We start from the raw sequence: 25,907 nt of genomic DNA, 5'->3' as shown, positions 1-25,907 counted from the left end.
TCTGTACCCAGATTGGTGGTGGGAGGAAAAGGGGGGCGGGGTCTAGGCAACATAAGCGTAGCCATCCTTTTTGTGAATGTGTATGCAGTATTTGTGACTAATTCCTTGAACTAGCCCATCGGTTGTTGAGATGTTGAAACTTCCAGTGGCACGAGTAGCTACTCGACCCACGTAAGTCCCAACCTTCTTCCCAGAGGTAACATTGGCTTTTACAATGTCACCTGTCTGAAAACCTTTGTGGAATTTGGTTCTAGAACAATAACGAACTGGAAAACCAAACTTGTCTGTGCGGCATTGCTGACGGGTTCCATGCCCTTTAGCGGCAATCAGTAAGGGCTTGACGACCTTTGTGATTAACCGTTCTGGAGTAGATGCTCCCACGCAAGCCGCGTCCCAGTAATGCGTCTTGTCTAAACCTCGAATCGTGCGGTTGTACTTTGTGCGACCCCCTGTGCCAACTTCAACAGGTAAGCCTGTTTTTTTAAGGTTTTCGTACAGATTCCATCGGGTCGCATTAACGGCTGCCGTATCAGCCAAGGGTTTTTTAGCTTGTGCCAAGATTCGTTTGAGCAAGTTAGGTTTACCTTTGAGAAAGTCTTTGATATCCTGATTACCCTTTTTCTGATTACAAGGGACACAGGCTAAACACAGGTTGCTGACTCGGTTTGAACCTCCTTTTGACCGAGGTTGAATATGTTCAATCTCAAGTCGGGTGTCTTTTACACCGCAGTAAGCACAAGTTCTGTTCAACTTGGAAAGAAGAAACTCACGAATTTCGTATCCGGCTAAAGTTCCTTGTTGATAACCAACCCCGCTAATTTCGGAGCTTTCCATCTGTTGTGTGTCAAATCTGACCAATTCTTGAGAAATGGCAGTAATTCGACACAGTGCAGATAGTCGTTTAACCCAAGTCAAAATATTAGCAACGCGACTGTTTAAAGAGGGTGGTAGCCAACCCTTTAGTCGAGTGCGGTTGAGAAAGCGTGGTTTGCGATATCGCGTCTTACGGTTACGGCGTGACCGTCGTAATTGACGGCGTGAAGTTAAAGCATCCCGAATTTGGAAGCCACGATGTTGTAGTTCAGCTATCCAAACAACTTCGCCTGTGGTATCGTTGACCAGCGCTATTCCAGTGGTCTTGGCACCCGGATCGATCTTTATTTGCAGTGGTTCAACTTGAGAATTTAACACCTCCTCTTTCAGTATTAGTGTGAAGGGATAGCTGCGAAGTACAGCAGCTTTCCCTTGAGCTAACAGCATTCTCGCTCTACCTGGATGAATAGGATTGAGAGGCTGTTTGTTGGTGTCCAGAACGAAAACTTTACTCACGAGTGAGTCTCCTTGCGGGTAATGTTAGCCTTGACAATGTTTTAGAAGTTTGTCGCGTCAACGACACTGACTTCGACCCGATATGTCTGTTTAATCGTTGACCACAGAGCTACAGACTGGCTTCGTATCCGTAGGTGTGATGGCTTCTAAAACGAAGTACACAAGGTACTTAGTCGGGTAAACTCTGGGCTTCTCTTAAAAGCCCCCGCTAGATTCGGTACTCCGAATTAGCGGCGGGTAGTTTACCATCAGAATAAAAGATGAATTACTAAGAAAATAATGAGTGTTGAATTAAAAACTTGCTTGTATAGCAGTTGCCGACGGGCGTGAAATACTTTCTTAGCGAAAGGAAGGGGTATGTAGGGGCAAACCTGCGGGCCCCTACTAAGCTAATCAGCGTTTAAGTTGTCCGCTAGACAATTTTGAATGCACATCAGCTAATTAACTCGTAACTTTGCCGATGACGCCTGATGCCAGCCAATTCATCTTTTCTAGTTCTGCGTCTTGCTGCTTGTAATCCTTACCTTCAGCAATCACAACTTTCCCGGTGTTATCTTTTATTTCCCCCTTATAAATGACCATGCTGCCATCAAGAAACTTACTCTTAGCAGCATCAGCATCTTTTTGCGCTTCGGCAGTTACGGCGCTACCGTAGGGCGACAGCTTCAAAAAACCATCCTTCAAACCACCACGTACTAAATGGGGAATGCCTCCGTTCATTAGCGTCTTGCCAGCATTAAGCATTTCAGCATACTTAGAATAGACATTCGTCCAGTCCCACTCGGCACCTGTTAAATATCCTTTGGGCGCAAGTTGGGCTTGACTCGCATGGTAGCCAGTACAGAAAATGCCTCGTTTCTCAGCGGTTTCTATCACCACTTTGGGGCTATCTACGTGACAGGTAATTACATCAACACCCTGGTCAGCCATACTATTAGCAGCATCAGCTTCTTTAACAGGCAAAGACCAATCTCCTGTAAAAATCACCTGAGTTGTAACTTCGGGTTTAATACTCCGTGCCCCTAATGTAAAGCTATTGATATTGCGTAATACTTGGGGTATGGGTTTAGCAGCAATAAATCCTAATTTTCCGGTTTTAGAGGCGTGGGCGGCAACAATGCCTGCTACATACTCACCCTCATCAATGTAGCCAAAATAGCTGCCAACGTTATTTGGATGTTTACCTTCTTGATAAAGTCCACCGCAGTGGAAGAATTGTACCTCCGGGTAATCCTTTGCCAGTTTCAGAATATGGGGGTCAAAGTACCCGAAGGACGTAGGGAACAGAACCGTTGCCCCATCCTGTTCGATCATGTTCCTCATGGTTTCTTGTACCGATGTAGTTTCAGGAACATTTGCTTCCTCTACGGTTTTTACCCAGGCTAATTTTGAAACCCCAGCGTTCCCTTCGGCTTGGGCTTGATTGTAGCCGTAGTCATCTTTGGGGCCAACATAAATAAATCCCATCACAATTGGCTTATCTTTTCCAGGCGAGTTTGCTTGAACCTCTTTAGCAGGAGTACATCCAGTCCAAAGGCGCGAGGTGACTGCAAACGCTGTAGTAGATAAAATCCCACGAATTACTTGACGCCGAGGTATAAACAATGACTTTTGGGTACTCATTCTCTATGTTCTCACTAAAAGTATTTAAGACGAATTCATAGCTAAGCTGTAACGCTTATACTTGCTGGGAATTGCTAGATAGATTCACGCTACATTTGCCAGCTTTTAGTCGAGCTATTCAGCAATGAGATTAAATGCGCTAATAACTATTTACATTCACATCACATCGTGAATTTAATGAAAAAGATACATGGTAAACCAAAACTAATTCTAATATAAAATTAGTTTTTGCTGGAAAGGTTATTTTAGGAAAGTTGAATCCCCTAAAATTTAATGATGTTTATCTTATACCAATTACTTTTAGTGGTAACTTTTTTTATAAAAACTTAATAATATTCGCCAAATTGTCTCCCAAAAAGTTCGCTAGAAACAAAATTAAACAAGAATGTTCACCACAAACAAAAAATATTTTTTGAGTTCTGGCACGCCACTAGCTTTTCAGTCTTGGAGGCAACGTAAAAATAAGTCGAGGCTGAATCAAAAATAATAGAAATCGATCTTATAAAATCAGAAAAAATGTTATTGATTTCTAATAAGAGTCAATAATCCGAGCAAGTTTTATGAGGACTGAAGTCTTCACTACCAACTCTATAACGGTTCTTGTACCGGAGATGTTGCACCATTCTCAATAAGCTTTTTATGAACAGGCAAGATGCCTGTTCCACAAGAAAATTCAGTCTTTGTGGAACAGGCATCTTGCCTGTTCTTGAGAATGGTGCTCTTCGGTGAGTTGTACCGGAGTTGACACTCCCCAGCCTAAAGGCGTGGGGATTCTTAATTCATCGACTGACCTTTAAGCGCTATGTCCTTTCGGCACTTCTTAAACCTTTCAACCGTACAAAATACCAATTGACGAGTTCAACTCACAGCAACCCCAGAGGGTCTATCTCCAAAAGCGTACTAGGATATTTACCTAGAGTTCGGGTATGCCCTACCCTACTTAACAAGACTAAATAGTTTGTTTCTCTGGTTAAAGGAACTGTGTTAAGCCCCTAGCTGTTTATAGAGTTTTCGCCACTCTTTGTCCCCCGGTTTACGCGCCAAAGTGTGTCGTTAACTGTTTTTATGCACTCCGGGCGCAGGAGTTTAACCTTGACTACTCTAGTCTACTAGAAATTTCCTGACTTTTAGGAAGGGATTTAAGAAATTAAAGCCGTCCTAGAAGGACAGGGTTTTAGACCCAATTTCCTTGATAATATTACTGATTGCCTTTAAGCCCGATCGCCGTGACAATAGTCCACGCATCCACCAACAGCAGCAGCAGCGTACATCCCAGCAAAATAAGATACATCCAAGGCTGCGACAAAGGGCGGACATCTCTAGTATCAATACCTGTTTTTGCTTCCACCAAACCGACTAATTTACCAAATCCAGCCACCCGCATTGGCAACAAATAACCTTCACCCGAATGACTCAAAAAATAGTAAACTAAACCTCCTTGACCAGTCGATCGAGGTTTGAGAGCTTTTACCTCAGTCCAAGGTAGGGACCAACCCTTGCGAAACAAACGCGGAAACCACTTGGGATATGTGACTTCAATCCCTTCCTCGCTCAAAATTACCCTTTCACTGAGCACGCCGTAGAGGCCCACAGCCCCGACAACAATTGCCGCCCAGAGTGCAGCCGGGGGAACCGGTGCTTTCGTTACTTCCGACAAAAAAGGCAAGGGAATTGTCAGGGCTGTGTACAAACTCAACAGCGTGATTCTAATCAGGGGAGAAAGCCGGAATACCGCCGGCTCAAATACTGGGGCAGAAGATGGGGGAAATGCGATCGGTTGTGCTGACATGGCTGAAATTCGAGAAGCTGTTTAATGATATTTTTGCACAGTTGTCGAGGCAGCCAAGCACACTCAGGGAAATACGAAAAACCGGACAATATTTCCAGTTGTGAGTTTTGATCTAAAATTCATTTCAGAAACTTTGATTCTTAACTGTTGAGTTTTTACCGCTTTGCAGAAGTTGGAATTTTGAGCGCGGAGTTATCAATTAAGCTGACAATTATATAACTCAAAACTCACAACTCCGATTAATCAACGGCGGTTAGTGCCGGTACAGTCAAAGGTTCTGAGATTTCTCTGGATTTGGGGCGGCCGGCCATGATTGTTCGATCGCCCTGAACAGCCTCTGGGGATCTGCTAGGATGGACGTTTGAATAGGGGCCTTCGTTAATCTGCAAGCGATCGCAAGGAATTTTATCCGACAAAATTGCACTGGCCATCATCCCGGTGTGAATTTCCAATGCTGCAGCGGGCATCGCTTCAAACACTAAGCGCTGTCCGGGAAACACCACTCGTTCAAAGTACCAGTTAGGAATGTTGGCGATGCGAGCAATCTGAATCTGACTGGTGGCGTTGACGTAGCAGCACAGAATCTTGCTGTCGGTGTCTGAGGGTACGGGGTCAAGAATTTGAGCCATAACTGCTGAGGGAGCCTTGCCTAAAAGTTTTAGTTATCTTCTCAGGCTAACACTAGGCGATCCCGCCTACTGTAAAGCCGACTACCAACTCCCTAATACATGAGAGACCGATCGAACTTAAATTAAAATTTATTCGTAAAATTATACTTTTTTTGACTCCTAGGTGGGATTTTCATTCAAAATACGCTGTATTGACTTAAAAATTAGCTTTTTTCTGCTGCTCTCGCCGATCGACACCAACAAGCTCGGCTTTTAGCCAGTTTAAAAAAATTTAAGAATATTTAATGTCAAATTGCGAAAATTAGACAGATTGTAAAGTTATATTAAAAGAATATTAACATAGCTGAAAAAGTTCCACTTTAGGATATGGCAATCATGGAAAACCGAGAAAACCGAGTCCTGTACGTTCGCCTCCCTTGCAATCCGATTTTCCCGATCGGAGTTGTGTATCTGTCGGATCACGTACACAAGCTGTTTCCCGATGTCGAACAACGCATTTTCGATTTAGGTGCCGTACCCCCCCTGGATTTCGCTAAAGCTTTGGATGCCAGCATAGACGAGTTTAAGCCGACGCTGCTAGTTTTCTCTTGGCGGGACATTCAAATTTACGCGCCCGTGGGCGGCCGGGGCGGCAACCCGTTGCAAAATGCCTTCGAGTTTTACTACGCCAAAAATCCGCTGATCAAGTTCCGGGGAGCACTCGGAGGACTGCGTTTAGCCGCGTCTTACTACACCGAACTATGGCGCAATTTGGGACTGATTAAGCGTGGATTGAAGCGGGCCCGGAAATACCGCCCCGAAGCTCGTGCAGTGGTCGGAGGCGGTGCTGTGAGCGTGTTTTACGAGCAGTTGGGCCGCAGTTTGCCGACGGGAACTGTGGTTTCGGTGGGGGAAGGCGAAGCTTTGCTGGAGAAGTTGATTAAGGGCGAAGATTTGGCCGAGGAAAGGTGTTATGTGGTGGGAGAAACCGTGCCGCGGGAGAGGCTAATTCACGAAAAGCCAGCCAACATCGAGAAAAGTGCTTGCGACTATAACTACATCGAAACGATTTGGCCGGAGTTTTCCTATTATCTACAGGATATGGACTTCTACGTCGGAGTCCAAACCAAGCGCGGCTGTCCTCACAATTGCTGTTACTGCATTTATACGGTGATTGAAGGGAAACAAGTGCGGATCAATCCGGCGGATGAGGTGGTGGCGGAGATTCGGCAATTGTACGATCGAGGTATCCGCAATTTCTGGTTTACCGACGCTCAATTTATCCCCGCGCGCAAATTCATCGATGATGCAGTTGAATTATTGCAAAAAATCATCGCCGCCGGCATGGACGACATACACTGGGCCGCTTACATCCGTGCGGATAATCTCACACCAGAGTTGTGCGATTTGATGGTAAAAACGGGGATGAATTACTTTGAAATCGGTATCACCAGCGGTTCCCAGGAACTGGTTCGCAAAATGCGGATGGGCTACAACTTGCGAGTAGTTTTGGAAAATTGCCGCGATTTAAAAGCAGCCGGTTACAACGATGTGGTTTCCGTTAATTACTCGTTTAACGTCATTGACGAAACCTTTGAAACCATCCGGCAAACAATTGCTTATCACCGAGAATTAGAGCGGATTTTCGGAGCGGATAAAGTAGAACCCGCTATTTTCTTTATCGGGTTGCAGCCACACACAATTTTGGAAGAATACGCCTTTAAAAAGGAGATTCTGCAACCTGGTTACGATCCCATGAGTTTGATGCCTTGGACAGCGCGCAAATTGCTATGGAATCCCGAACCTTTGGGTTCGTTCTTCGGACAAATTTGTTTAGAAGCGTGGCAGCGTAATTCCAATGATTTCGGCCGCGAAGTGATGGCAATTTTGGAGGAAAAACTCGGCTGTGCCGATTTGGAAGAGGCATTAACCGCGCCGGTGGAAATCAAAGACAAACAGTTGGCAGCAGTTAATTAATTACCAGGTTCGCAGTCAGGACGACCGTCCGTGAAAAAAGGGGAAATGGAAGAAAAAATGTGTTTTCTGTTTCCCTTTTTATTATTCAATAAATAGGTAAGTGCAAATAAACATTACCGTGTAATATCAAATCCGCCCTTCATCGTCCTGTATTCATCTCTCTGTTCTCTGACTCTGCGTTCTCTGCGTTCTCTGCGGTTTAATCATTCCAATGCAACCGGAATTGATATAACAGAGTCAGTTCGCGACATGGGGGCGCTTATTCCCGGTTTCTACGAAAATCAAAGGTTTAGTAACGAGAAATATATGAATAAACCCGGTTTCTCCGATCGGCGTGAACAAGTCATAAAATCTTAAAAATCTCCTCAATGCAAGAGATTGCTTTCCTGCGATCGCATTGAGATACTTATGTATTTTCACTGGTGTAGGGTGAACAGTTCGCACCTTAGTTAAACCGACGGTGTACCGTGTTCCCTGCACCTCTCACCTCTGATATTAAATATTATTAATATCCAGCCAATATCGCTTAAGATGTAATTATATAGTTAAAACCAGGAGTAACAGGATGTTTTATAAAGATACAGTTAAGGGCATTAAAGAAGTAGTTCTAATTATGGCAGGCATTAGTGCGATTCCCTACCCTTCGGGAACCCCTGCGGGGAACGGGATAGCTTCGCTTCACGGCTTTTTGACAGCCTCAGCAGAAGCAACTGCACTAAATCAACCCGCACCCAACACTTTGGGCAATAATCAACCGCTGCAAATTGCTCAAGTTGAGGGATGTCCGAGGGATCAAATGGTGCAATTTTTCGCAACGCCCAACTTTTCTATATACATTTGCAAAACCCAGGAAGGCGATATTTTTTACCGCGGCCTCAGCAAAATAAATGGCACCCAAATCAATGTCATGCAAGTAACAGCAGGTGATGACGGAAGTTATGAAGCGACTAACGGCAATATTATCTACTCGATTAACCCCCAACGCCTACAAGTCCGCCAGAATGGTAAGGTAATTTTGACCGAAGCTGTCATTAAGTAACACTCACTGTTATTCAACGATCGCTCTGATTAATTCAGGGTACATTTTATTAGCTGAACTCAAACAAATTGCAGATTCTTTCAAATTTAGGCATAATTATAAGAATAAAAGTCTGTATTATCAAAAAAGCTATCGGATTATGCCTTACAGTCAATTCACAATTACTAGAGCTAAAAAAGACTTTCAGTTAACTATCGTGGAGGGAACTCGGTTTTTTCCGGAGGTAGAATCAATTAATCCCAGTCCGAGATTGAGTAGCGAATTAGAAGATTTGCCTTGGACGATCGCAGTTGGTTCAGAAAAAGCCAGATCGGAAGCGATTGTCTACCCAGTTTTGCAAGAAGTCCGGCGCTTGATGAACCGCCAAATCAGTTTATTTTCGGGACGGGAATTCAATGTTGACCCCAGTTGCGAGCTCACCGGATACGTCGATTTTTTAATTAGCCGATCGCCCGAACAGCTTACCGTAGAAGCACCCGCGATCGTAGTTGTGGAAGCAAAAAAAGCCGATCTGAACGAAGGTATCGGTCAATGTATTGCTGAAATGGTAGCGGCACAGCGCTTTAACGAAGCAGCAGAACACCCGATCGCCACTATTTACGGTTGTATCAGCAGCGGCACTCAATGGCGTTTTCTCAAGCTTTCAGGAACAACAGTGACGATCGACCTTACCGATTATCCGCTGCTTCCGGTGGAAACCATTTTAGGATTCTTGGTGTGGATGGTTCAACAAGATTAGCTAGATTTAACTGATCCAGTAAAAAATAGGATTTCCCACGAAACCCAAAGTTTTTAGAACTTGCTTGAAAACCTCGCTGTCAACTGTCAACTGTCAACTGTTTGTTCAAATATCTTTCAATTAGGACGATCGCCACAATATCATCCACCGGTCTCGGCGGCGTCCGCATTCCCTCGGGAATCAAGCGAGAAAGTCCGGTCGGAGGGTACATTTGCCAGTAGCGTTCCCTCGCTTCTAAGCTGCTGTACCTCTCGTCAACCTGAACAATTTTTATCAAAGGCGACAAACTCTGCGTCAGTTTTTGTTTCCAACTCTTAGAAGTCGTTTGATCTCCGAGTACCAATAACTCAATCGAAAACTGTTTGCACAGTGATTGAATTGTAGATATTGCTTCGTCAGACAGCACAACTTGATGGTAGCAGACGTTCTTATCTCTACCCATCACGGCGATGCCGCACTTGTCTTTACCGGGATCGAAACCTAAAATCATATTTATTAGTTCTGAGTTAATAAGTTTGTAGTTGCGCTGTTGTGGCAGAGGAAACCCATCACCAACCTATATCTAATTTGACACTTGCATTCTTGAATGTCTCAAAATCTTTGCGGGCGATCGTACTTATTTTGCTTGACTTTTTTGCAGGATTGACATATTATATCATCATGGGAATCCGTGCGGCCATATAATGCCTAAAATCAGAAACCGGGTTTTTGCCACAATCTTTGCTTGCCAGTTTGGATTTATCGAAAAAACCCGGTTTCTCACAGCAACGCGCACAAATCAGAAACCGGGTTTTTGTCACAATATTTGCTTCCCAGTTTTGATTGAACTCAAAAACCCGGTTTCTCACAGCAACGCGCAAAAACCCGGTTTCTCTCACCTCTGTGCAGGCGGTGTGTCGCTGTGAGATTGTCGATTTGATTTGCAAATTGCAGATGGCGACGCACCCTACTATTTTGAGTTGCGTGCAAAGATGAGTACCAAAAAAATTAAAGCGCCCTGACTCACGCAAAAGGGGAAAGATGAAATAGTGCAAAGGGAAACAGGATAAAGGGCAAAGAAGAGTCCTCACAGGGAAGAGGAGAAAACCGGAAGCCGCAGCAAAGCAGCAACGCGAACACCCAAATTCCTGTTCGAGTTGCCCGCAAGAGTGTAGGATCGGTTGGCAGCACGGCAATCGACCGCATCGTAGTCCCACGAACCTCCACGACGCACTTGATTAGGACAACCGGTTGTGTCCCAAGCGCTGCCGAAAGAGGGTGCGCCATTGTAGTTATCATGCCAGTAATCCTTACACAATTCCCAAACATTGCCGTGCATGTCGTACAAGCCAAACCCATTTGGGGGAAAACTTCCCACCGGAGTAGTTTCTCGGCGGTCAAGTCCTTTCGGCGCCGAAGCGTAAGGATAATAGCCCTGATAATTAACTAAATCTGGAGTAATAGTTTCCCCGAAATGAAAAGCTGTTGTCGTACCGGCCCGACAAGCATATTCCCATTCGGCCTCACTCGGCAAGTGATAGTGTTTCCCTGTTTTCTCCGACAACTTCTGACAGAAAGATACCACACCCCCACTACTTACTTGTTCTACAGGTCGTTTCGCACCTTTAAATTTCGATGGGTTATGTCCCATCACTGCTTGCCACTGTTCTTGAGTGATGGGGTATTTTCCTAAATAAAAAGTTGGTACAGTTACTTGATGCTGCGGACGTTCGTGAGGCCGGCTACCTGCCTCTGTTTCTGGCGAACCCATCATAAATGTGCCTCCGGGAATGTAAACCATTTCGATCACAACTCCATTACCTAAGTCTTCCGGGAAGTAATGAGCAAAAGACTTTCTACGACTGTTTTCTTTTCCTTCAGCATCCACTGTGATGACATCAAATTCAAATGTAGGGAGATAGTCTTGAAACTGCGGTTTTATCTTTAAATCATCTCTATCTTTCAGGAGTGAATAGGCAGCCAATTTCACCTGCATTGATTCCTCGCGCAAGGCTTGCATTATCACATCTAAGCCAGCTTCTCCATATTTGAGTGCTTCGGAGAGGGCGGCGATTCTCACTTCGACAATGGGTGAGGCTAAGCGGCTTTTAACACCAGGAATGCCTCCGAGTACCGCAGCATTGACAGGAATTGAATTTTGACCGCCACGGACGGCATCGTATTCTCTGGGTTCATTTTGATTGTCTGACATTACACCGCACGCTCCTGCTTTTTAATTGAGCAAAATTTTGTTTTGTGATGCCAATATCTCAGAGTTCGATTCTTAATTTCTTTCTTTGCGCTCTTAGCGGTGCGGTGCGTCGCTGTAAGATTGTTGGTGGTGCTTCCAGATTTTTGGTGGCGACACACCCTACTAATTGGGTGCGGTGCGTCGCTGTGAGATTGTTGGTGGTGCTTCCAGATTTTTGGTGGCGACACACCCTACGATTGCTATATATATGGGGACACAGATTCCCATGATTTAATGATATGTCAAGGGCGCGAAAATGTCAAGCAAAATTGTAATTCAATCGCCCAAAATTTTTGCAATAATTCGATAAGTCGATCGCACTTATTATCTAAGTTTCAAGTCTCCTTGGCCTTGAATCTGTTGTCCGGTGCGAAAAACAACGACTCCGTTTTCACGAGCAACTAAATCTATTTTAAGCGGGCCGGCAATGTAAGTGACATCTGCGGCGATCGCCTGAACATCCAGCGGTTTATCGTACTGCTGCAACCGCTCGATAAAACCAGCTAAAGTTTCAACCTGATTGTCGGCCACTTGGACTCTACCGCCGACAACGCCGATCAGGCGAGCCCGAAATTGACAAGCTTCTATCAATTGCAGCAACTGCTGCCGCACCTGTTCGTCGGTCAAAGTCACGGAATCGACAGCAACCCCTGCAATCACATCTCCAGCGCGGAACACAACTCGATTGATTTCTGCTTCTGCAAATACCTTAATTAGCTTTTCTTCCCGCAGGTAATTAGCGCCGGCGACAATCCGCACCACGTAGTCTTGACCATCTTTAATCTGACTAATTAGTTGATCGATTTCTGCTTTAGTAATTTGAATAACCTGCTCTTTAGCCTTCTTATTTTCCGGCTGCATCAGTTCGACGGTGGTTTTATTTGCTTCTTGCAAGAGCCGATCGATCGCGCCACTTGCCATACCGGGTTCGATAATGCGAACGACGCCAGCCGCTAAAATTTGACCGCGCCTGATGGCAACTGTACCCTCGCGGATTGCCTGAAAGTCGCGTTCCAAAATTTGCACTTGTTGCTGCAAGACAGTTTGTTGCTGTTCGAGTTGAGTTTGTTGCTGTGCCAAGGTTTCTAGGAGTGCTTCCCTCTCGGCAATTACTTTGTCGCGCTCGACAATTATTCGATCGCGCTCTGCCAGATTTTGCACCCGCTGGGCAATTTCCTTGTCTCGCTGGGCAATTAGTTCGTTGCGAGCGACAATTTCTCGATCGCGTTGGGCAATTTCTCGATCGCGCTGGGCAATTTGAGTTTTTACCTGCTCTCGCTGCTCGATTAACTGTTGGCGCTCTTCTTGCAGTTGGGCGATTTCCGAGCCTAAAGTCGTTTTTTGAGCAGAAACTGTTTTCAATTGGTTCTCGGTGCGATCGAGCTGAGCTTGTGTAGTCGATCGAATCGTTTCCACCAGTTTCAATTGTTCTTCGGTGCGGGATTTAGCTGCTTCCACGCTGCTGAGCTGTTCTTCTGTCTTAGATTTAGCCGCTTCTACCTGACTTAACTGCTCTTCAGTTTTAGACTTGGCTGCTTGCACGCTGTTGAGCTGGGCCCGCAGCGAGTTTAATTTTGTTTGCGTCCGAGCTTGCTCAGCATTAGCTGCTTGGAGGGATTGATTAATTTGCTCTAAATTGGCTCTAGCTTGCGCTTGAGCGGCTCTGGCTTGAGCTAATTCACTTTCAACTCGATTTTTTTCTTGAGTGGCTTGGTTGATTTCTCTGCGGGCGTTGTTGAGCCTTTTTTGAATCTCGTCTATTCTAAAAACTCCCGTTCGCAGCGGCTTGCTAGTAGCAAACAAAATGCCCAGAGTAATTGCTGACAGGATGCTGCCGGCCATCACTGTCACAACAACAGCAGTATCGCGGGGGCGAAGCTTGAACAAGCTCAACCTTGCCTTGCCGACTTTCGTCCCAAGGCGATCGCTGACAGTGGCGATCACACCCCCCAACACTAAAATTACAAATACCAGGATGTATCCAGCAGTCATTCCGATTTTAGATTTTGGATTTTGGATTTTGGATTGAATCTAAAATCCAAAATCCAAAATCCTATACTTTCTCGGCATCAAGTGAATTGCTGGCTTAGGGCCACCGGGTTGTGGACTGTGATCTTTTTCTTGTGGATCGAGATCATGGTTTCTTGCCTGAGATCGCCCAGCAAACGAGTCACCGTTACCCGCGTCGAGCCGATCGCTTCGGCGATCGCTTGGTGGGACAGCTTCAAATCTATCGTAATCCCCTCTGTACCGGGCACGCCAAAATCCCGGCACAGAATCAGCAAAAAGCTGACGAGTCTCGATCCCATATCTCGGTGGGCCAGCGTTTCGATCATCATCTCGGTTTGCAAAATCCGAGACGACAGTCCCCGCAGCATCACCATCGATAATTCCGGGTCTTCCTTAAGCGCTTTCTCGACTTGTTCGATCGGCAGCGAGATCAATTCCACCGGCGTAAAGGCTACCGCGTGGTAAAACCTGTCCGATCGGTGTCCCGTGATCAGAGACAGCACCCCAAATACGCTATTTTCGCGCAGGAGGGCGACTGTAATTTCTTCACCTGCTTCGTACACCCTGGAGAGCTTCACAGCACCTCTAATGAGAACGTAGACGCGCTCAGCCGGGTCTCCAGGGAAAAAAATTGTCTTGCCCCGTTCAAAGGTTTCCACAATGGGTGGAAACGCCCCGCCGCTGATTTGGCGGAACACGGCTGCTAGCGGTCTATCATGCGTCACGACTAGATCCTTTGTACTAATCAATACTTTATAACTTGCGGATTAACCTTATTGAGTAAATATACTGCCCAACCTCCAATATGCAAGGATTCGGTTACTTCCATCTAATATTAAGGTAAACACGCACTGTATGATTAAATCTAGCCCTTCTCTTAACTTTTTCAATTCCGCCCCCATGTAGCTCCACAGCAAAATTAATATCAATTGTGTCTCAATTGTGTCTCAATTGTGTCTGAATCAGTTAAATCTGAATCAGTTGTGTCTAAACTGGCGGGGTTGTCAGATATAGCCAATGAGAACGGTGCAAGTTGCTTTTAGATAAACTACAGATGATAGATTTGACCGGAAAAAATGCTCTTGTTACGGGCATTGCCAACAATCGCTCGATCGCCTGGGGCATCGCTCAGCAGCTCCACAAAGCTGGGGCCAACCTCGGCATAACTTATTTGAAGGACGAGAAAGGCAAGCACGAGCGTAAAGTCGCTGAACTGGTGGAACCGCTCAATCCCAGTCTGTATTTGCCCTGCAATGTCCAAGACGAGAGCGAAATTGAGTCTACTTTTAAAACCATCGCCGACAAGTGGGGCAAGTTAGATGTCCTGATCCACTGTCTGGCTTTTGCTGGCAAGGACGAACTTTCGGGAGATTTCACCAACACTTCGCGCCAAGGTTTCTCCAATGCTTTGGATATTAGCGCTTACTCGCTGGTGCGGCTTTGTGCTGCTGCTAAACCGCTGATGGCCGAGGGTGGCAGTATTGTGACCCTGACTTATTTGGGCGGCGTCCGGGTAGTTCCTAACTATAATGTGATGGGAATTGCTAAGGCGGCTTTGGAAATGAATGTTCGCTATCTGGCTGCTGAACTCGGCCCGTTAAATATTCGGGTAAATGCGATTTCTTCTGGCCCGATTCGGACTCTGGCTTCGTCAGCAGTTGGCGGTATTCTGGACATGATCCACCACGTTGAGGAAGTTGCCCCGCTGCGGCGGACGGTGACTCAGCAGGAAGTGGGAAATGCTGCGGCTTTTCTGTGCAGCAATCTCGCTAGCGGGATTACGGGTCAAGTTTTGTATGTCGATGCCGGTTACGAAATCATGGGAATGTAACGGTAGTCGAGAGTTTTGAGTTATGTAGGGGCGGGTTTAGACAATAAACTTTTACTTTAATAAGTAAGTTTTATGCAAAAGCCGCCCCTTTCGATAGTTTTGAGTTTTGCATAATTCTCTTAACTAAACACTTGAGAATTAGCGCTTATCAAGCTGTAATCTTCAATTACTAATTATCAATAACTAATGAATGACCAATTGCGAATTATGGAGATAATCGATCGCCCTTCTGTGCCTCCTGCAACTTCAGTTCAACCAGCTAGGGCCGCCTTGGTGAAACGCACGACACTAGAAACGGATGTCACGGCCAGCCTCAATCTCGACGGTGTGGGAACTTGCAAGGCGTCTACCGGGATTCCGTTTTTAGACCATATGTTGCACCAGATTGCTTCTCACGGATTGATCGATTTGGACGTGCAGGCGATCGGGGATTTGGAGATTGACGACCACCACACAAACGAAGATGTGGGAATTACCTTGGGCCAAGCCCTAGCAAAAGCTGTCGGGGATCGATCGGGCATTTCTCGCTTCGGACATTTCATCGCACCTTTGGATGAAGCTTTAATTGAAGTAGTGCTAGACTTTTCGGGACGGCCTCACTTAAGTTACAGTTTGGAAATTCCCAACCAGCGGATCGGCACTTACGATACTGAATTAGTGAGAGAGTTTTTTTCGGCGGTGGTGAACCACACTCAGATGACACTGCACATTCGACAGTTGCAGGGCGGGAATTCTCATCACATTGTGGAAGCGGCGTTTAAGGCATTTGCGCGAGCTCTGCGGATGGCGGTAGAAATCGATCCGCGGCGCGCTACTCGGATTCCGAGTTCTAAAGGAGTTTTGTAGTATGGGGTTTGTAGTAGCGTTTGCGCGCTACTACGAACCTGAAAATCAAAATAATGATATTAATAACACCATTTCCCATCAGCGTTCATCAGCGGTTAACAAAAAGAGCGAGCGCCCCCAATCATATCAAATCCGGTAGCATCGGAATTATTAGCAGAAATTAGGAGACGGCACTGCCGTGTCCCTACAATATTATTTTGGGTAGGGACACGGCATTGCCGTCTCCTCGGTATCATAAGGAGTGCAATCAGAATTAATATCTTAGCAACTACAGCATAAATTTTTGCAGATACTCGCTCTACTTTAGTAGATTTACAGGTCGTTTTAAAAATTGTTGAACTACCCCATAATAATTAGGATTTTCTAACCCTGTTAATTCATGTTGGATATCTTCCCAATCCCCTAATTTACTTTTCCACATACCATTCTCTTCTTGTATTGCAGCGTGCTGTGGTTCACCGTTATAGGTGTATATTGCTATCTTTTGAAAGCCCGATTCAATGTCACCATTATCGCAACATTGATATCCAATAGTTTGATAAGCCTTGATAAAAGCATCCAACGTTAACTCTCTTGGTACACCATCGGGCCAGTATCCATCTGGGTCTACCGGGTCCCATCTACAGTCCTCTTCACCAGCTACGAAAGCAAAGCAATTATAATCTACTGTTTCTTCACTTGTTACTTCATATTCAGTATTCTCTAAATTAGGAAATCTCAAGAGTTTGCGATATTCCAGCCTACCATTCATAACCGTGTTCTTTTCCCCATTGTATCCACGCTTGAGCCATTTGTTTCATTCGACCGCGCTGCTCTGGTTTTACCGGATTATCACCAGTAATTGCCCTCAACGCCCAAAACCAATGATCTGGTTTTTGTTCGAGATCGCGAAAAATTAACGGTACAACAGGCTGTCCCATGCCAATAATTCTTTGATAAGCTGGGTGCATTGATTTTTGTGTAACTAATGACAGCATCCTTGTCTCGGCACGCCATTCTTCTGCAAGGCTATTAAACTCCGCTTCGAGTTCTACCTGACTTTTAATCGGGTATTTATAGGTTGTGATGCGATCTGGTAGTTTCATGTCAAGCCGTCGCTACTTCATAAATCTATATTACCTTACCTTCCCAAAGTATTCAGCCAATTAGCTAAAGCATAAACAATTCGATTTGACTAAGGTGCGTCAGATTGGAAAACCTCGATAATCGTTATATAACTTCATCGGACGCACCCTACAATTCGATTTGAGTGTGACACGCTTGCTTTATTCCTGTCTATCCAAACTTCGTCAAGAATCGGAAAGCATCGAGTACATGACTCGCGCAAACGTAAGGCGAAGTATTGTAAAAAGCTTGCCAAGCCGCCGCTTTATCTTCGTCGTATTTACCCGCTCTTTCCGGGTGTTTTCCTTGCCAATTCAGCCGCACTGCGTGACCGACTAATACATCTAAAACGATGTATTCTTCTACTTGCAATTCTGGGTTGCGCTGGGCGATCGCAGCCAACTCCATCAGCGCCTCAATATTGACTTGTCGGTATTCGGGTGCCACAATTTTATTCAGCAAATGCTCAATTTGTAGCGCGAAATTCTTTTCCCCCGGCGTCATTTCCGATAAAATGATATGGCTATCTAACCGATTGCGCCGCTCTAATTTGTCGCCAATTATCAAGCCTTTGCAGTGCCGCAGCAGTCCCCAAACACTCGGATAAAAATCCTTCGGTACGCGATTGACAGTACCTTCCATTTGCCGTTTCCGGCGCCATCCTCCCCCAGGCATGGTTGGTTCTTCAGAAACTGGCGCTACTACCCATTCAATATCTTTTTCCGGCTGTTTGACGCGCAGGGATTCTTGCTGTTTGAGGATTTGATTCATTTCCTCGTATTCCGTCAACACTTGGCGCAGGCGATTTTTGATTTCAAAGGGACTTAGCTGCATTAAATATTCGTAAGCTTCATTTTGCGTAACTCCTAACTCGCGGGCTAATTCGCTTGTTAAGAGCAAAATAAAGTAGCTAACTCTCAGCGTCAGCAGGCCTTTAAATAACTGGGGTTCGGCTTTAATTAGCAGACCAAGGTAGATGAGAACTTCTTGAGTTAGAACTCGATCGCGAATGTCTTCTCCGCAGAATTGGCGAATTTTGTCCATCACTTCCGTGTAAGATCCCGGTCGCGAAATTATCGAATCTTCGCTGTAGGCTTTCCCCACAGCAATCTGTTTTTGCCGTACCAAAATGTCTGTCACCGCATCGGATAAGCTGATATCAACCTTGTCCAGCAAACCTGCGGCATGGCGGATGACTGCCCATTGGATTTTTGATTGCGAACTTTCTCCAGCTTTTGTATAAACTTCGTTAACCAAATCCACAACTTTAACTGTTTGTTCCGCCCCTCCAAATCCTGTATCAAAATTTAATCCCTTAAGGCGAACTAACGTGTGCAGCAACTCAATGTGTTCGTACAAGTTTTCTGAATCGCGCAGGCTAGTTAGCAAGAATTGAGTATTAGTTTCGCACTCTAATTTAAATTCTTGCGTATGACCCAAAGGCAAAGTTTTTTCAGGATGGTAAGTTAGATAGCTGCGCGTTTCTACTGCACCTGTCACCGGAGATTCGGTAAATTCAAAATCGTGCATGGAATAAATTCTTTCGGTGCCAGCGGTCAGCATTAACTGCTTAAGATTTCCGAGTTTAACTGGCGTGTTGTTGCAGTGTCCATCCCGGAATTCTTTCATTAATTCTAACAACGCTTCCCGACCGGTTTCCAGCATCGTATGAGTCAGCATCAGCGTTACCGTAGGGCGTCCTAACTGATACCAGTGGCGGTGAATGTGAGCTATTTCGCTTTTGATTTGAGCTACTAAAAAATGGTAATCTAAAGTTAAGTAAAACTCTTGTCTGTTCAAAAAGGAGGGGAGAAATACGATCGCCTCTTCGCGAATTTTAAACACCCGAGAAGTTGTTAAACTCCGCAGACGGCGCACAGGGCGGCCGGTTAAACCTAATTGGTCGTTGCGTCCAATTTGCGTGTAAATAGCTGATAATTCTTTAGTCTGGCGGACTTGAATTGGTTCTACCTGTTTTGGAGTTTGTGCGGCAATGCCGTTAGCGGCTAATTCTGCTTGCAAGTCTTCGTCTTCAGCTAACAGTGCAATTTGCACTAAAGGTTCTCTGTGCGGGCCCACTGACAGGTGCCTTCCCAGCGGGTCGATATCGCCCACTGCGATTAATCCTTCATTTAGCAATTGACCGAGAAAATACAAACTTTGCGCCCAAACTAGGGGAATATTTTCATTGGGTAAGCGCTGCTGGCTGCGGGGATTTAGTTTTTCTGCTTCTATATTTTCGGCGGGGACGTAGTACAATTCGGGTAGTAGCGGCAAACCAGAGCGATCAACTGCTAGAGATTCCAAACGCTGCTGGTACTCCTGCACTTGGGCTTGATTTCCCTGAAATATGCCGTCCAACAATAAATAAGTGAAAAATAGCGGCCACTCGCATTCAATGTGCTCGAACTGCCTTAATTCTGTGGGTTCGTAGTGCAGGCGATCGGCATCTTCCAACACTGTTTGGTGTCCGTCCCGCAGAAACCGCTTGCAGCCGTAATTTCCTTGCAATTTGTCAATAATCTTATTTCGAGTCCGTTCTATTAATTCTCGGTCTTCAACAGCAAAAGCCGGAAAACTAATCACGCTCAATAAAGCGGCATCTACTTCTTTTGAACTAGATTCGCGAGGCAAAAGCGATTCCAAAGTTATGCGACTTCTGGCAATTTCGTCGGGCAAAACGTGAATCACCGATGCTTGAGAGCCTTTAATTCCGAACAAATCCAACCCATTTATTGCTTCCAGCGCTGCTTTAGCCATGCCAACAGAACTGGCGTTCAATTCTGCATTGCCTCGATTGATTTTATGACCTCTTTCCCAAATTCCGTAATCCGGCGTGCGGTAGGCTCTACCGATGTAGTAAACTAAATTTTGCACGAAATTGACTTCATCAATTGTAAAAATTACGTGCAGCCCGGAAGCCGTCATTTGAGCAAGAATTAATAAGAATATAGATGTAGCGTCTAACTGTAAATGTCCCCACTGGTCATCCCCGACAACAATACTTCCAGTTTGAGTATTGTATTTAGCGTGCAGGGCATCTAGCGGCGACTGAGTATTTTTAAAATGTTCTACTTTGCTCGATTGCTGCATCATCGCAAACAGCAAGCCGCGCATCAGTTTGACTGTGCTGTGTTCGAGTTCAAATGTCCTGCCCTGATCGCCATCTATTTTGCGGTAAGCTAAACCCAAACCCCAAACCGCGAGAATGCTGTACACGTTGTCGCGCACCCAGGCATCGGTGTAGTCGCCGTGGGCGTTAACGGCGGTACTCGCCGGCAGCAAACCTGTAATTGGGTTCTGGCGCTTGAGGATGATGGTTTTGATTTGCTCGTAGTAATAATCTAACCTGGTTTGCCGCTGGTTTTTTGCGATCGCCATTTCGTTTTCCTGCTTTTTCCTGATGCGAGTAGATTTGCGGTGAATAGACTTTTAAATATATCAGAGATTAGATTATTTCTCAAGTTATCCAAACACAAAAAGGTAATTGCCATGTCTACCCAAAACCACAATAACAACAGCGTCCCTTTCGTGAAAGTTGTCTACTCTACAGTGAAAATTAATGGTAAAATTGAGCTAGTACCGATGGAATGGTACGCCGACGGCTCTGTCAAAAAAATCGAACGCTAATGCTCGATCGCACTTGGCTGGCAAACTCTAATGAACTTGCGCGATCCGTCGCTTACAAAAAAACCGGTTTCTGGCCACCGAACGATGACTTAACAGACTCTGGGTGGCACAAACCGGCTTTTTTGCGACCAAAACTGGTCTAGCGGCGATCGCCAATCTAAGCTAATTTAAATAACTAGGTGTGTAGGAATCTCAAAGAAAAAAATATGGATCGATCGCGCCCACAATTTTCAGTGCTGGGACTACCAGTTCACATATTAGATGATTATGCAGGTTGGCTGATGGAGCGTCTGCATCAAGGGTTAGGAAGTCATGTGGTGACTTTGAATGCTGAAATGGCGATGCAAGCCGAGCAAAATCAGGCCTTAGCGGATGTAATTCGCTCTGCTGAACTCGTGATTCCCGACGGTTCGGGAGTGGTGCTGTACTTGCGGCTGCGTGGCAAACCAGCCCAGCGCTATCCGGGGATTGAATTAGCAGAATCGCTGCTGCAACAAGCCGGAAAATTGCCTGATTCGGAACCACTATTTTTCTTTGGAGGTTCCCCAGGAGTGGCTGCTGCGGCGGCCAAAACTTGGCAGCAAAAAGTTAACGGATTGTCGATTGCTTCTCAACACGGTTATCTTTCCGCCGATGAAGAGAAAGACTTCCGTGAAAGCCTCAAACAAATGCAGCCAAAACTAATTTTTGTAGGCTTGGGAGTGCCGCGCCAAGAATTTTGGATTGCCGAACATCGACACCTTTGCCCTGATTCGATTTGGGTGGGAGTTGGCGGCAGTTTCGATATTTGGGCGGGAACAAAAACCCGCGCGCCGGCTTGGTTTTGCGACAATCATTTAGAATGGTTGTATCGGCTTTATCAAGAACCTTGGCGCTGGCGCAGGATGTTAGCTTTGCCACAATTTGCATTGAAAGCTTTGGGGGATTTTCGAGCTTAAAAGTTCCCAATCGAATCGGGTTTACGGGAGTTATGGCTGATATTGCCGATCGCGCGTGAACCCGTCTTTACAATAATTCTGGTTAATTTACGTGACATGATACAGTATATTACCGTAGAGCTGGTAAACTTAATCTAGTAAGTAGATCGGCATGAAAAAACAATAATATCTTGTAGGGGCGATCGCGAGCCAATATCTATAAAAGCCCGCAGCAAAGCCTTGTCCTCTTCACTAGATATTCTTGGGGCCCAAAGGGAGTAATAGCGAATCACCTTTAGTAAAAGTCCCATTTATGAGTAGTTCCCCAAGAAAGAAAAAAACCATCTTGTTTTTGGCAGCTAACCCCAAAAACTCCACGCCGCTGCGCTTAGGTAAAGAGGTTCAAGAAATTGCAGATGGGTTGCAACGTTCTAAAAAGCGTGACAAATTTCAACTTGAGCAACAGTGGGCGGTGACACCCAGAGAAATGCAGCGAGCAGTCTTAGATTTTAATCCAGAAATTGTCCATTTTTCCGGACATGGAGCAGGAGAAGGCGGGTTAGCCCTTGAAGATGACACAGGACAAATTAAGCTGGTGAATGCAAAAGCATTAGCCGGCCTCTTTAAACTGTTTCAGGATCAAGTAGAGTGTGTGGTACTAAACGCTTGTTATTCAGAAGTGCAAGCCAAAGCCATCGCTGCCCATATTCCTTATGTGATTGGCATGAACCAAGCCGTCGGTGATAATGCTGCCAGAGAATTCGCAGTAGGATTTTATGACGCATTGGGTGCCGGTAGAACTGTCGAATTCGCCTATGAATGGGGTTGTACCAGTATTAGTATGGCCGGCATTCCTGAAGAACTGACGCCGGTATTGAAGACAAAGCCTGATTCTCCTGTAGAGACAACAGTGGAAGGGAGAGAGGCTTTAGATCCAGCAGTGAGCGAGAATGTTGAAGATCCACCTGTTGCGGTTGAAAATACCCGATCCATCACCTCACCGGGTATTTCAATTTCCAACTTAGATAACCCAGAAGGTTCTGTTAGCTTAGATTGTCAGCTATATATCGATCGTCCTCCCATCGAATCCGACTGCTACCAAACCATTCTCAAACCAGGAGCTTTGATCCGAGTAAAAGCACCCCGTCAAATGGGAAAAACCTCTTTATTACAGCGCATTCTGCACCAGGCAAGGGAACAAGGACATCAAACTGCGTATTTAAACTTTCAATCTGCTGATGCAAGTTTTCTTACCAACCTTGATGAGCTGTTGCAGTGGTTCTGTGGCGACATCACCAATGAATTAAACTTAGAATATCGAGTAGCAGACTACTGGAAACAAGGCATGGGGAGCAAGCAAAAATGCGGCAACTATTTTCAGCGCTATCTGTTGGCAACCATTACTTCCCCCTTAACTTTGGGATTAGATGAAGTTGATCAAGTTTTTCAGTATCCTGAGATTGCCCAAGAATTTTTTGGATTACTGCGGGCGTGGCATGAAAAAGGGAAAAACGAACCAGCTTGGAAAAAACTGCGTTTAGTCATCTCCCATTCCAAAGAAGTTTATATTCCCCTCAATATCAACCAATCGCCGTTTAATGTCGGCTTACCAATTGAGTTGCCGGAATTCAACCATCAACAAATTAATGAATTAGTACAAAAACATCAACTGAAGTGGTCTGCCCGTGAAATTGAACAACTGATAGGAATGGTGGACGGACATCCTTACCTGTTAAGAAAAGCCCTCTATGAAATTGATCGCGGTTCTTTGAACCTAAAACAATTTTTACAAATGGCACCTACAGAAGAAGGAATTTATGGCGATCATTTACGTCGCCATTTATTTAACCTCACAGCCGATCCTAATTTGGAAGCAGCAATGAAACAAGTAATTGCTAGTTCCAATCCGGTACGATTAGAAGCAAATCTAGCGTTTAAACTTCGCAGTCTGGGTTTGGTGAACCTGCGGGGTAATGATGTAATTCCTCTGTGCAATCTCTACCGCCTTTATTTTAAAGATCGATTGGGAGTTGATTAATGAATGACAAACCTGATTTACATTACGAATATCAAGTAGGTGGTAGCCTACCTGTAGATGCACCAACCTATGTTAGGAGACAAGCTGACCAAGATTTTTATGACGGATTAAAAGCCGGAGAATTTTGTTACGTTCTCAACTCGCGACAGATGGGAAAATCTAGCTTGCGGGTGCAGACAATGGCGAGATTGCAGCAAGAAGGATTTGCCTGTGCTGCTGTTGATATCACCTCAATTGGCACGTCAGATATTACGCCTCAAGAGTGGTATTTTGGAATTATTGACTCCCTGGTAAATAGTTTTGAACTTTATAATCATTTTGATTCTTATGAATGGTGGACAAGTAACGAATTCGTCTCTCCCGTCCAACGCTTCAGCAAGTTTATTCCAGAGGTATTGCTGGAATTAATCGATAAATCTATCGTGATATTTATTGATGAAATTGATAGTGTATTGGCTCTGCCATTTAATATTGATGACTTTTTTGCCGTTATTCGCGATTGTTTTAATCAGCGTGCAGATAAACCAGGATATAACCGCCTAACCTTTGCTTTGATTGGAGTAGCAACACCTTCCGATCTAATTAGTAATCACCTTCGCACTCCGTTTAATATCGGGCGGGCAATTGAGTTAACGGGTTTTCAATTAGCAGAAGCACAACCTTTGGCAGTTGGGTTAGAAACTAAAACAGAAAATTCTCAAGCGTTGTTAGAAGCGATATTATCTTGGACTGGGGGACAGCCATTTTTAACGCAAAAAGTTTGTAAATTGCTCAAAAATTATCTGAATTCCGAATTAATCGAGACTCACCCTGATTTGGTAGCGGATTTAGTCGAAAAGAAGGTGATTGAGAATTGGGAAGGACAGGATGAGCCGGAGCATTTAAAGACGATTAGAAACCGCATTTTACGGAGCCAACAACGTGCAAGTCGGTTGCTGGGGATATATCAGCAAATTTTACAAAACAATCAGATAGTGGCTGATGATACTCCCGAACAAATGGAACTACGATTAACAGGTTTGGTAGTTAAAAAATCTGCTAAACTTAAAGTTTATAACCCAATTTATCAATTTATTTTTAACCTTGATTGGGTAGAAAAAGAATTAGCGAATCTCCGCCCTTACAGCGAAAGTTTTAAAGCTTGGCAAGATTCTGATTGCCAAGATGAATCGCGAGTGTTGCGGGGTCAGGCGTTGCAAGATGCTCAAACTTGGGCGGCCGGCAAAAGTTTGAGCGATTTAGATTATCAGTTTTTAAATGCCAGTCGGGAACTACAACAACGGGAAGTTGAACGAGATTTAGCAGCTCAGAGACAAGCTAATCAACTTTTGACTGAAGCGAATCAGACGCTAACCAAGGCACAGCAAAAGGCACGATGGATTACAATTGGAACCTCGGTTTTTGCTGGGGTGGCTCTGTTAATTGCAAATTGGGCAATTTCTTTTACCAGCAACCGAGTCTCTCACGTTAATAAGTTATCACATACGGTCATGAAAAGTGCTTTTTCCACTCGAGCATTTATTTCTGAGCAGACATTTCAAGCACTGCTGGAAGCATTGAAGGCAGGGCAAGGATTCAAACAACTAGATCCTTCAGCCGAGAGTACAAAAGACATCAAAGGACTAGTGATCGAGACGCTGCAACAAGCTGTTTCCGAAGTCAAAGAGCGCAATAGTTTGGAAGGCCATAGCAGTTGGGTCAGGAGTGTCGCCTTTAGCCCAGATGGCAAAACCTTGGCTTCTGCAAGCGATGACAACACGATAAAACTGTGGAACCTGCAAACCCAAAAACCGATTGCCACCCTCACCGGCCATAGCAGTTCGGTCAGGAGTGTCGCCTTTAGCCCAGATGGCAAAACCTTGGCGACCGCAAGCGATGACAACACGATAAAACTGTGGAACCTGCAAACCCAAAAACCGATTGCCACCCTCACCGGCCATAGCAGTTCGGTCAGGAGTGTCGCCTTTAGCCCAGATGGCAAAACCTTGGCGACCGCAAGCGATGACAACACGATAAAACTGTGGAACCTGCAAACCCAAAAACCGATTGCCACCCTCACCGGCCATAGCAGTTGGGTCATGAGTGTCGCCTTTAGCCCAGATGGCAAAACCTTGGCGACCGCAAGCGATGACAACACGATAAAACTGTGGAACCTGCAAACCCAAAAACCGATTGCCACCCTCACCGGCCATAGCAG

General features: G+C 45.2%; 21 protein-coding genes. 10 read left to right on the top strand and 11 right to left on the bottom strand.

Annotated features, from left to right (window positions below):
* Nucleotides 1-42: 42 nt before the first annotated feature.
* The 4 genes from iscB to QUB04_RS26835 all read right to left on the bottom strand — a co-directional run bounded on the left by iscB (nucleotide 43) and on the right by QUB04_RS26835 (nucleotide 5,370).
* Nucleotides 43-1,329: an RNA-guided endonuclease IscB gene (gene iscB / locus QUB04_RS26850; RefSeq protein ID WP_333289127.1), complete on the bottom strand. Its 1,287-nt coding sequence runs from the start codon at nucleotides 1,327-1,329 to the stop codon at nucleotides 43-45.
* A 441-nt stretch (nucleotides 1,330-1,770) separates the two neighbouring features.
* Entirely contained in the window at nucleotides 1,771-2,952 is a 1,182-nt protein-coding gene (locus tag QUB04_RS26845; RefSeq protein WP_333289126.1) for a BMP family ABC transporter substrate-binding protein, read from the bottom strand.
* A gap of 1,198 nt (nucleotides 2,953-4,150) precedes the next feature.
* On the bottom strand, nucleotides 4,151-4,741 hold the full coding sequence (locus tag QUB04_RS26840; protein WP_333289125.1) for a hypothetical protein: 591 nt from the start codon (nucleotides 4,739-4,741) through the stop codon (nucleotides 4,151-4,153).
* Nucleotides 4,742-4,980: 239 nt separating this feature from the next.
* Nucleotides 4,981-5,370: a DUF1830 domain-containing protein gene (locus QUB04_RS26835; protein ID WP_333140261.1), complete on the bottom strand. Its 390-nt coding sequence runs from the start codon at nucleotides 5,368-5,370 to the stop codon at nucleotides 4,981-4,983.
* A 375-nt stretch (nucleotides 5,371-5,745) separates the two neighbouring features.
* Here QUB04_RS26835 and QUB04_RS26830 point away from each other — a divergent pair, with 375 nt between their 5' ends.
* From QUB04_RS26830 to QUB04_RS26820, 3 genes are all read left to right on the top strand, one after another.
* Nucleotides 5,746-7,326, top strand: a complete 1,581-nt coding sequence (locus QUB04_RS26830; RefSeq protein ID WP_333289124.1) for a photosystem II high light acclimation radical SAM protein — start codon at nucleotides 5,746-5,748, stop codon at nucleotides 7,324-7,326.
* Between the two features lie 565 nt (nucleotides 7,327-7,891).
* Nucleotides 7,892-8,365 (top strand): hypothetical protein, encoded by a 474-nt coding sequence (locus QUB04_RS26825; protein ID WP_333289121.1) that lies wholly within the window; start codon nucleotides 7,892-7,894, stop codon nucleotides 8,363-8,365.
* A gap of 139 nt (nucleotides 8,366-8,504) precedes the next feature.
* A complete protein-coding gene (locus QUB04_RS26820) occupies nucleotides 8,505-9,104 on the top strand; it encodes a hypothetical protein (RefSeq protein WP_333101970.1) in 600 nt (199 codons plus the stop codon).
* A gap of 79 nt (nucleotides 9,105-9,183) precedes the next feature.
* Here QUB04_RS26820 and QUB04_RS26815 read toward each other — a convergent pair whose 3' ends face one another.
* Complete coding sequence (locus QUB04_RS26815; RefSeq protein ID WP_333289120.1) at nucleotides 9,184-9,594, bottom strand: pre-16S rRNA-processing nuclease YqgF; 411 nt, start codon at nucleotides 9,592-9,594, stop codon at nucleotides 9,184-9,186.
* Nucleotides 9,595-9,787: 193 nt separating this feature from the next.
* Here QUB04_RS26815 and QUB04_RS26810 point away from each other — a divergent pair, with 193 nt between their 5' ends.
* Nucleotides 9,788-10,009, top strand: a complete 222-nt coding sequence (locus QUB04_RS26810; protein WP_333289119.1) for a hypothetical protein — start codon at nucleotides 9,788-9,790, stop codon at nucleotides 10,007-10,009.
* 161 nt (nucleotides 10,010-10,170) lie between these two features.
* Here QUB04_RS26810 and QUB04_RS26805 read toward each other — a convergent pair whose 3' ends face one another.
* The 3 genes from QUB04_RS26805 to ntcA form a co-directional block, all read right to left on the bottom strand.
* The gene (locus tag QUB04_RS26805) at nucleotides 10,171-11,295 is read right to left on the bottom strand and encodes a formylglycine-generating enzyme family protein (protein ID WP_333289117.1); all 1,125 of its coding nucleotides are present in this window, start codon (nucleotides 11,293-11,295) and stop codon (nucleotides 10,171-10,173) included.
* Between the two features lie 363 nt (nucleotides 11,296-11,658).
* Nucleotides 11,659-13,326 carry a DUF3084 domain-containing protein gene (locus tag QUB04_RS26800; protein ID WP_333289116.1) on the bottom strand — a complete coding sequence of 556 codons (1,668 nt, stop codon included), beginning with the start codon at nucleotides 13,324-13,326 and terminating at the stop codon, nucleotides 11,659-11,661.
* 77 nt (nucleotides 13,327-13,403) lie between these two features.
* Nucleotides 13,404-14,069 carry a global nitrogen regulator NtcA gene (gene ntcA, locus QUB04_RS26795; RefSeq protein WP_006634020.1) on the bottom strand — a complete coding sequence of 222 codons (666 nt, stop codon included), beginning with the start codon at nucleotides 14,067-14,069 and terminating at the stop codon, nucleotides 13,404-13,406.
* A gap of 329 nt (nucleotides 14,070-14,398) precedes the next feature.
* On the opposite strand from ntcA, the gene fabI reads away from it, so the two are divergent.
* Both fabI and hisB read left to right on the top strand, forming a co-directional pair.
* Nucleotides 14,399-15,175: an enoyl-ACP reductase FabI gene (gene fabI, locus QUB04_RS26790; protein ID WP_333101974.1), complete on the top strand. Its 777-nt coding sequence runs from the start codon at nucleotides 14,399-14,401 to the stop codon at nucleotides 15,173-15,175.
* 207 nt (nucleotides 15,176-15,382) lie between these two features.
* On the top strand, nucleotides 15,383-16,021 hold the full coding sequence (gene hisB / locus QUB04_RS26785; RefSeq protein ID WP_333289160.1) for an imidazoleglycerol-phosphate dehydratase HisB: 639 nt from the start codon (nucleotides 15,383-15,385) through the stop codon (nucleotides 16,019-16,021).
* Between the two features lie 298 nt (nucleotides 16,022-16,319).
* On the opposite strand, the gene QUB04_RS26780 is transcribed toward hisB, so the two are convergent.
* The 3 genes from QUB04_RS26780 to QUB04_RS26770 form a co-directional block, all read right to left on the bottom strand.
* Nucleotides 16,320-16,772 carry a DUF7689 domain-containing protein gene (locus QUB04_RS26780; protein ID WP_333289115.1) on the bottom strand — a complete coding sequence of 151 codons (453 nt, stop codon included), beginning with the start codon at nucleotides 16,770-16,772 and terminating at the stop codon, nucleotides 16,320-16,322.
* Nucleotides 16,762-17,106 (bottom strand): hypothetical protein, encoded by a 345-nt coding sequence (locus QUB04_RS26775; RefSeq protein ID WP_333289114.1) that lies wholly within the window; start codon nucleotides 17,104-17,106, stop codon nucleotides 16,762-16,764. The genes QUB04_RS26780 and QUB04_RS26775 overlap by 11 nt, the downstream gene beginning before the upstream one ends.
* A 190-nt stretch (nucleotides 17,107-17,296) precedes the next feature.
* Nucleotides 17,297-20,506 (bottom strand): glycoside hydrolase family 15 protein, encoded by a 3,210-nt coding sequence (locus QUB04_RS26770; protein ID WP_333289113.1) that lies wholly within the window; start codon nucleotides 20,504-20,506, stop codon nucleotides 17,297-17,299.
* Between the two features lie 111 nt (nucleotides 20,507-20,617).
* Here QUB04_RS26770 and QUB04_RS26765 point away from each other — a divergent pair, with 111 nt between their 5' ends.
* The 4 genes from QUB04_RS26765 to QUB04_RS26750 all read left to right on the top strand — a co-directional run.
* Nucleotides 20,618-20,755, top strand: coding sequence for a hypothetical protein (locus QUB04_RS26765; RefSeq protein ID WP_333038037.1), 138 nt, complete (start codon nucleotides 20,618-20,620; stop codon nucleotides 20,753-20,755).
* Nucleotides 20,756-20,961: 206 nt separating this feature from the next.
* Nucleotides 20,962-21,693: a WecB/TagA/CpsF family glycosyltransferase gene (locus QUB04_RS26760; protein WP_333289112.1), complete on the top strand. Its 732-nt coding sequence runs from the start codon at nucleotides 20,962-20,964 to the stop codon at nucleotides 21,691-21,693.
* Nucleotides 21,694-21,985: 292 nt separating this feature from the next.
* Nucleotides 21,986-23,710, top strand: a complete 1,725-nt coding sequence (locus QUB04_RS26755; RefSeq protein ID WP_333289111.1) for an AAA-like domain-containing protein — start codon at nucleotides 21,986-21,988, stop codon at nucleotides 23,708-23,710.
* Nucleotides 23,710-25,907, top strand: a 2,198-nt coding sequence (locus QUB04_RS26750; RefSeq protein ID WP_333289110.1) for an AAA-like domain-containing protein, incomplete at its 3' end; no start/stop codon positions are given. The genes QUB04_RS26755 and QUB04_RS26750, both read left to right, overlap by 1 nt.

This window comes from Microcoleus sp. D2_18a_B4 (genome assembly GCF_036702475.1).
In the GTDB taxonomy this organism is placed as follows: Bacteria; Cyanobacteriota; Cyanobacteriia; order Cyanobacteriales; family Microcoleaceae; genus Microcoleus.
This window is presented reverse-complemented; position numbering and strand designations above follow the sequence as displayed.

Bases quoted from the DNA above. Each gene is read 5' to 3' on its own strand.
- QUB04_RS26845 (WP_333289126.1), bottom strand. From the start codon at position 2,952: ATGAGTACCCAAAAGTCATTGTTTATACCTCGGCGTCAAGTAATTCGT.
- QUB04_RS26840 (WP_333289125.1), bottom strand. From the start codon at position 4,741: ATGTCAGCACAACCGATCGCATTTCCCCCATCTTCTGCCCCAGTATTT.
- QUB04_RS26835 (WP_333140261.1), bottom strand. From the start codon at position 5,370: ATGGCTCAAATTCTTGACCCCGTACCCTCAGACACCGACAGCAAGATT.
- QUB04_RS26830 (WP_333289124.1), top strand. From the start codon at position 5,746: ATGGAAAACCGAGAAAACCGAGTCCTGTACGTTCGCCTCCCTTGCAAT.
- QUB04_RS26825 (WP_333289121.1), top strand. From the start codon at position 7,892: ATGTTTTATAAAGATACAGTTAAGGGCATTAAAGAAGTAGTTCTAATT.
- QUB04_RS26820 (WP_333101970.1), top strand. From the start codon at position 8,505: ATGCCTTACAGTCAATTCACAATTACTAGAGCTAAAAAAGACTTTCAG.
- QUB04_RS26815 (WP_333289120.1), bottom strand. From the start codon at position 9,594: ATGATTTTAGGTTTCGATCCCGGTAAAGACAAGTGCGGCATCGCCGTG.
- QUB04_RS26810 (WP_333289119.1), top strand. From the start codon at position 9,788: ATGCCTAAAATCAGAAACCGGGTTTTTGCCACAATCTTTGCTTGCCAG.
- QUB04_RS26805 (WP_333289117.1), bottom strand. From the start codon at position 11,295: ATGTCAGACAATCAAAATGAACCCAGAGAATACGATGCCGTCCGTGGC.
- QUB04_RS26800 (WP_333289116.1), bottom strand. From the start codon at position 13,326: ATGACTGCTGGATACATCCTGGTATTTGTAATTTTAGTGTTGGGGGGT.
- fabI (WP_333101974.1), top strand. From the start codon at position 14,399: ATGATAGATTTGACCGGAAAAAATGCTCTTGTTACGGGCATTGCCAAC.
- hisB (WP_333289160.1), top strand. From the start codon at position 15,383: ATGGAGATAATCGATCGCCCTTCTGTGCCTCCTGCAACTTCAGTTCAA.
- QUB04_RS26780 (WP_333289115.1), bottom strand. From the start codon at position 16,772: ATGAATGGTAGGCTGGAATATCGCAAACTCTTGAGATTTCCTAATTTA.
- QUB04_RS26775 (WP_333289114.1), bottom strand. From the start codon at position 17,106: ATGAAACTACCAGATCGCATCACAACCTATAAATACCCGATTAAAAGT.
- QUB04_RS26770 (WP_333289113.1), bottom strand. From the start codon at position 20,506: ATGGCGATCGCAAAAAACCAGCGGCAAACCAGGTTAGATTATTACTAC.
- QUB04_RS26765 (WP_333038037.1), top strand. From the start codon at position 20,618: ATGTCTACCCAAAACCACAATAACAACAGCGTCCCTTTCGTGAAAGTT.
- QUB04_RS26760 (WP_333289112.1), top strand. From the start codon at position 20,962: ATGGATCGATCGCGCCCACAATTTTCAGTGCTGGGACTACCAGTTCAC.
- QUB04_RS26755 (WP_333289111.1), top strand. From the start codon at position 21,986: ATGAGTAGTTCCCCAAGAAAGAAAAAAACCATCTTGTTTTTGGCAGCT.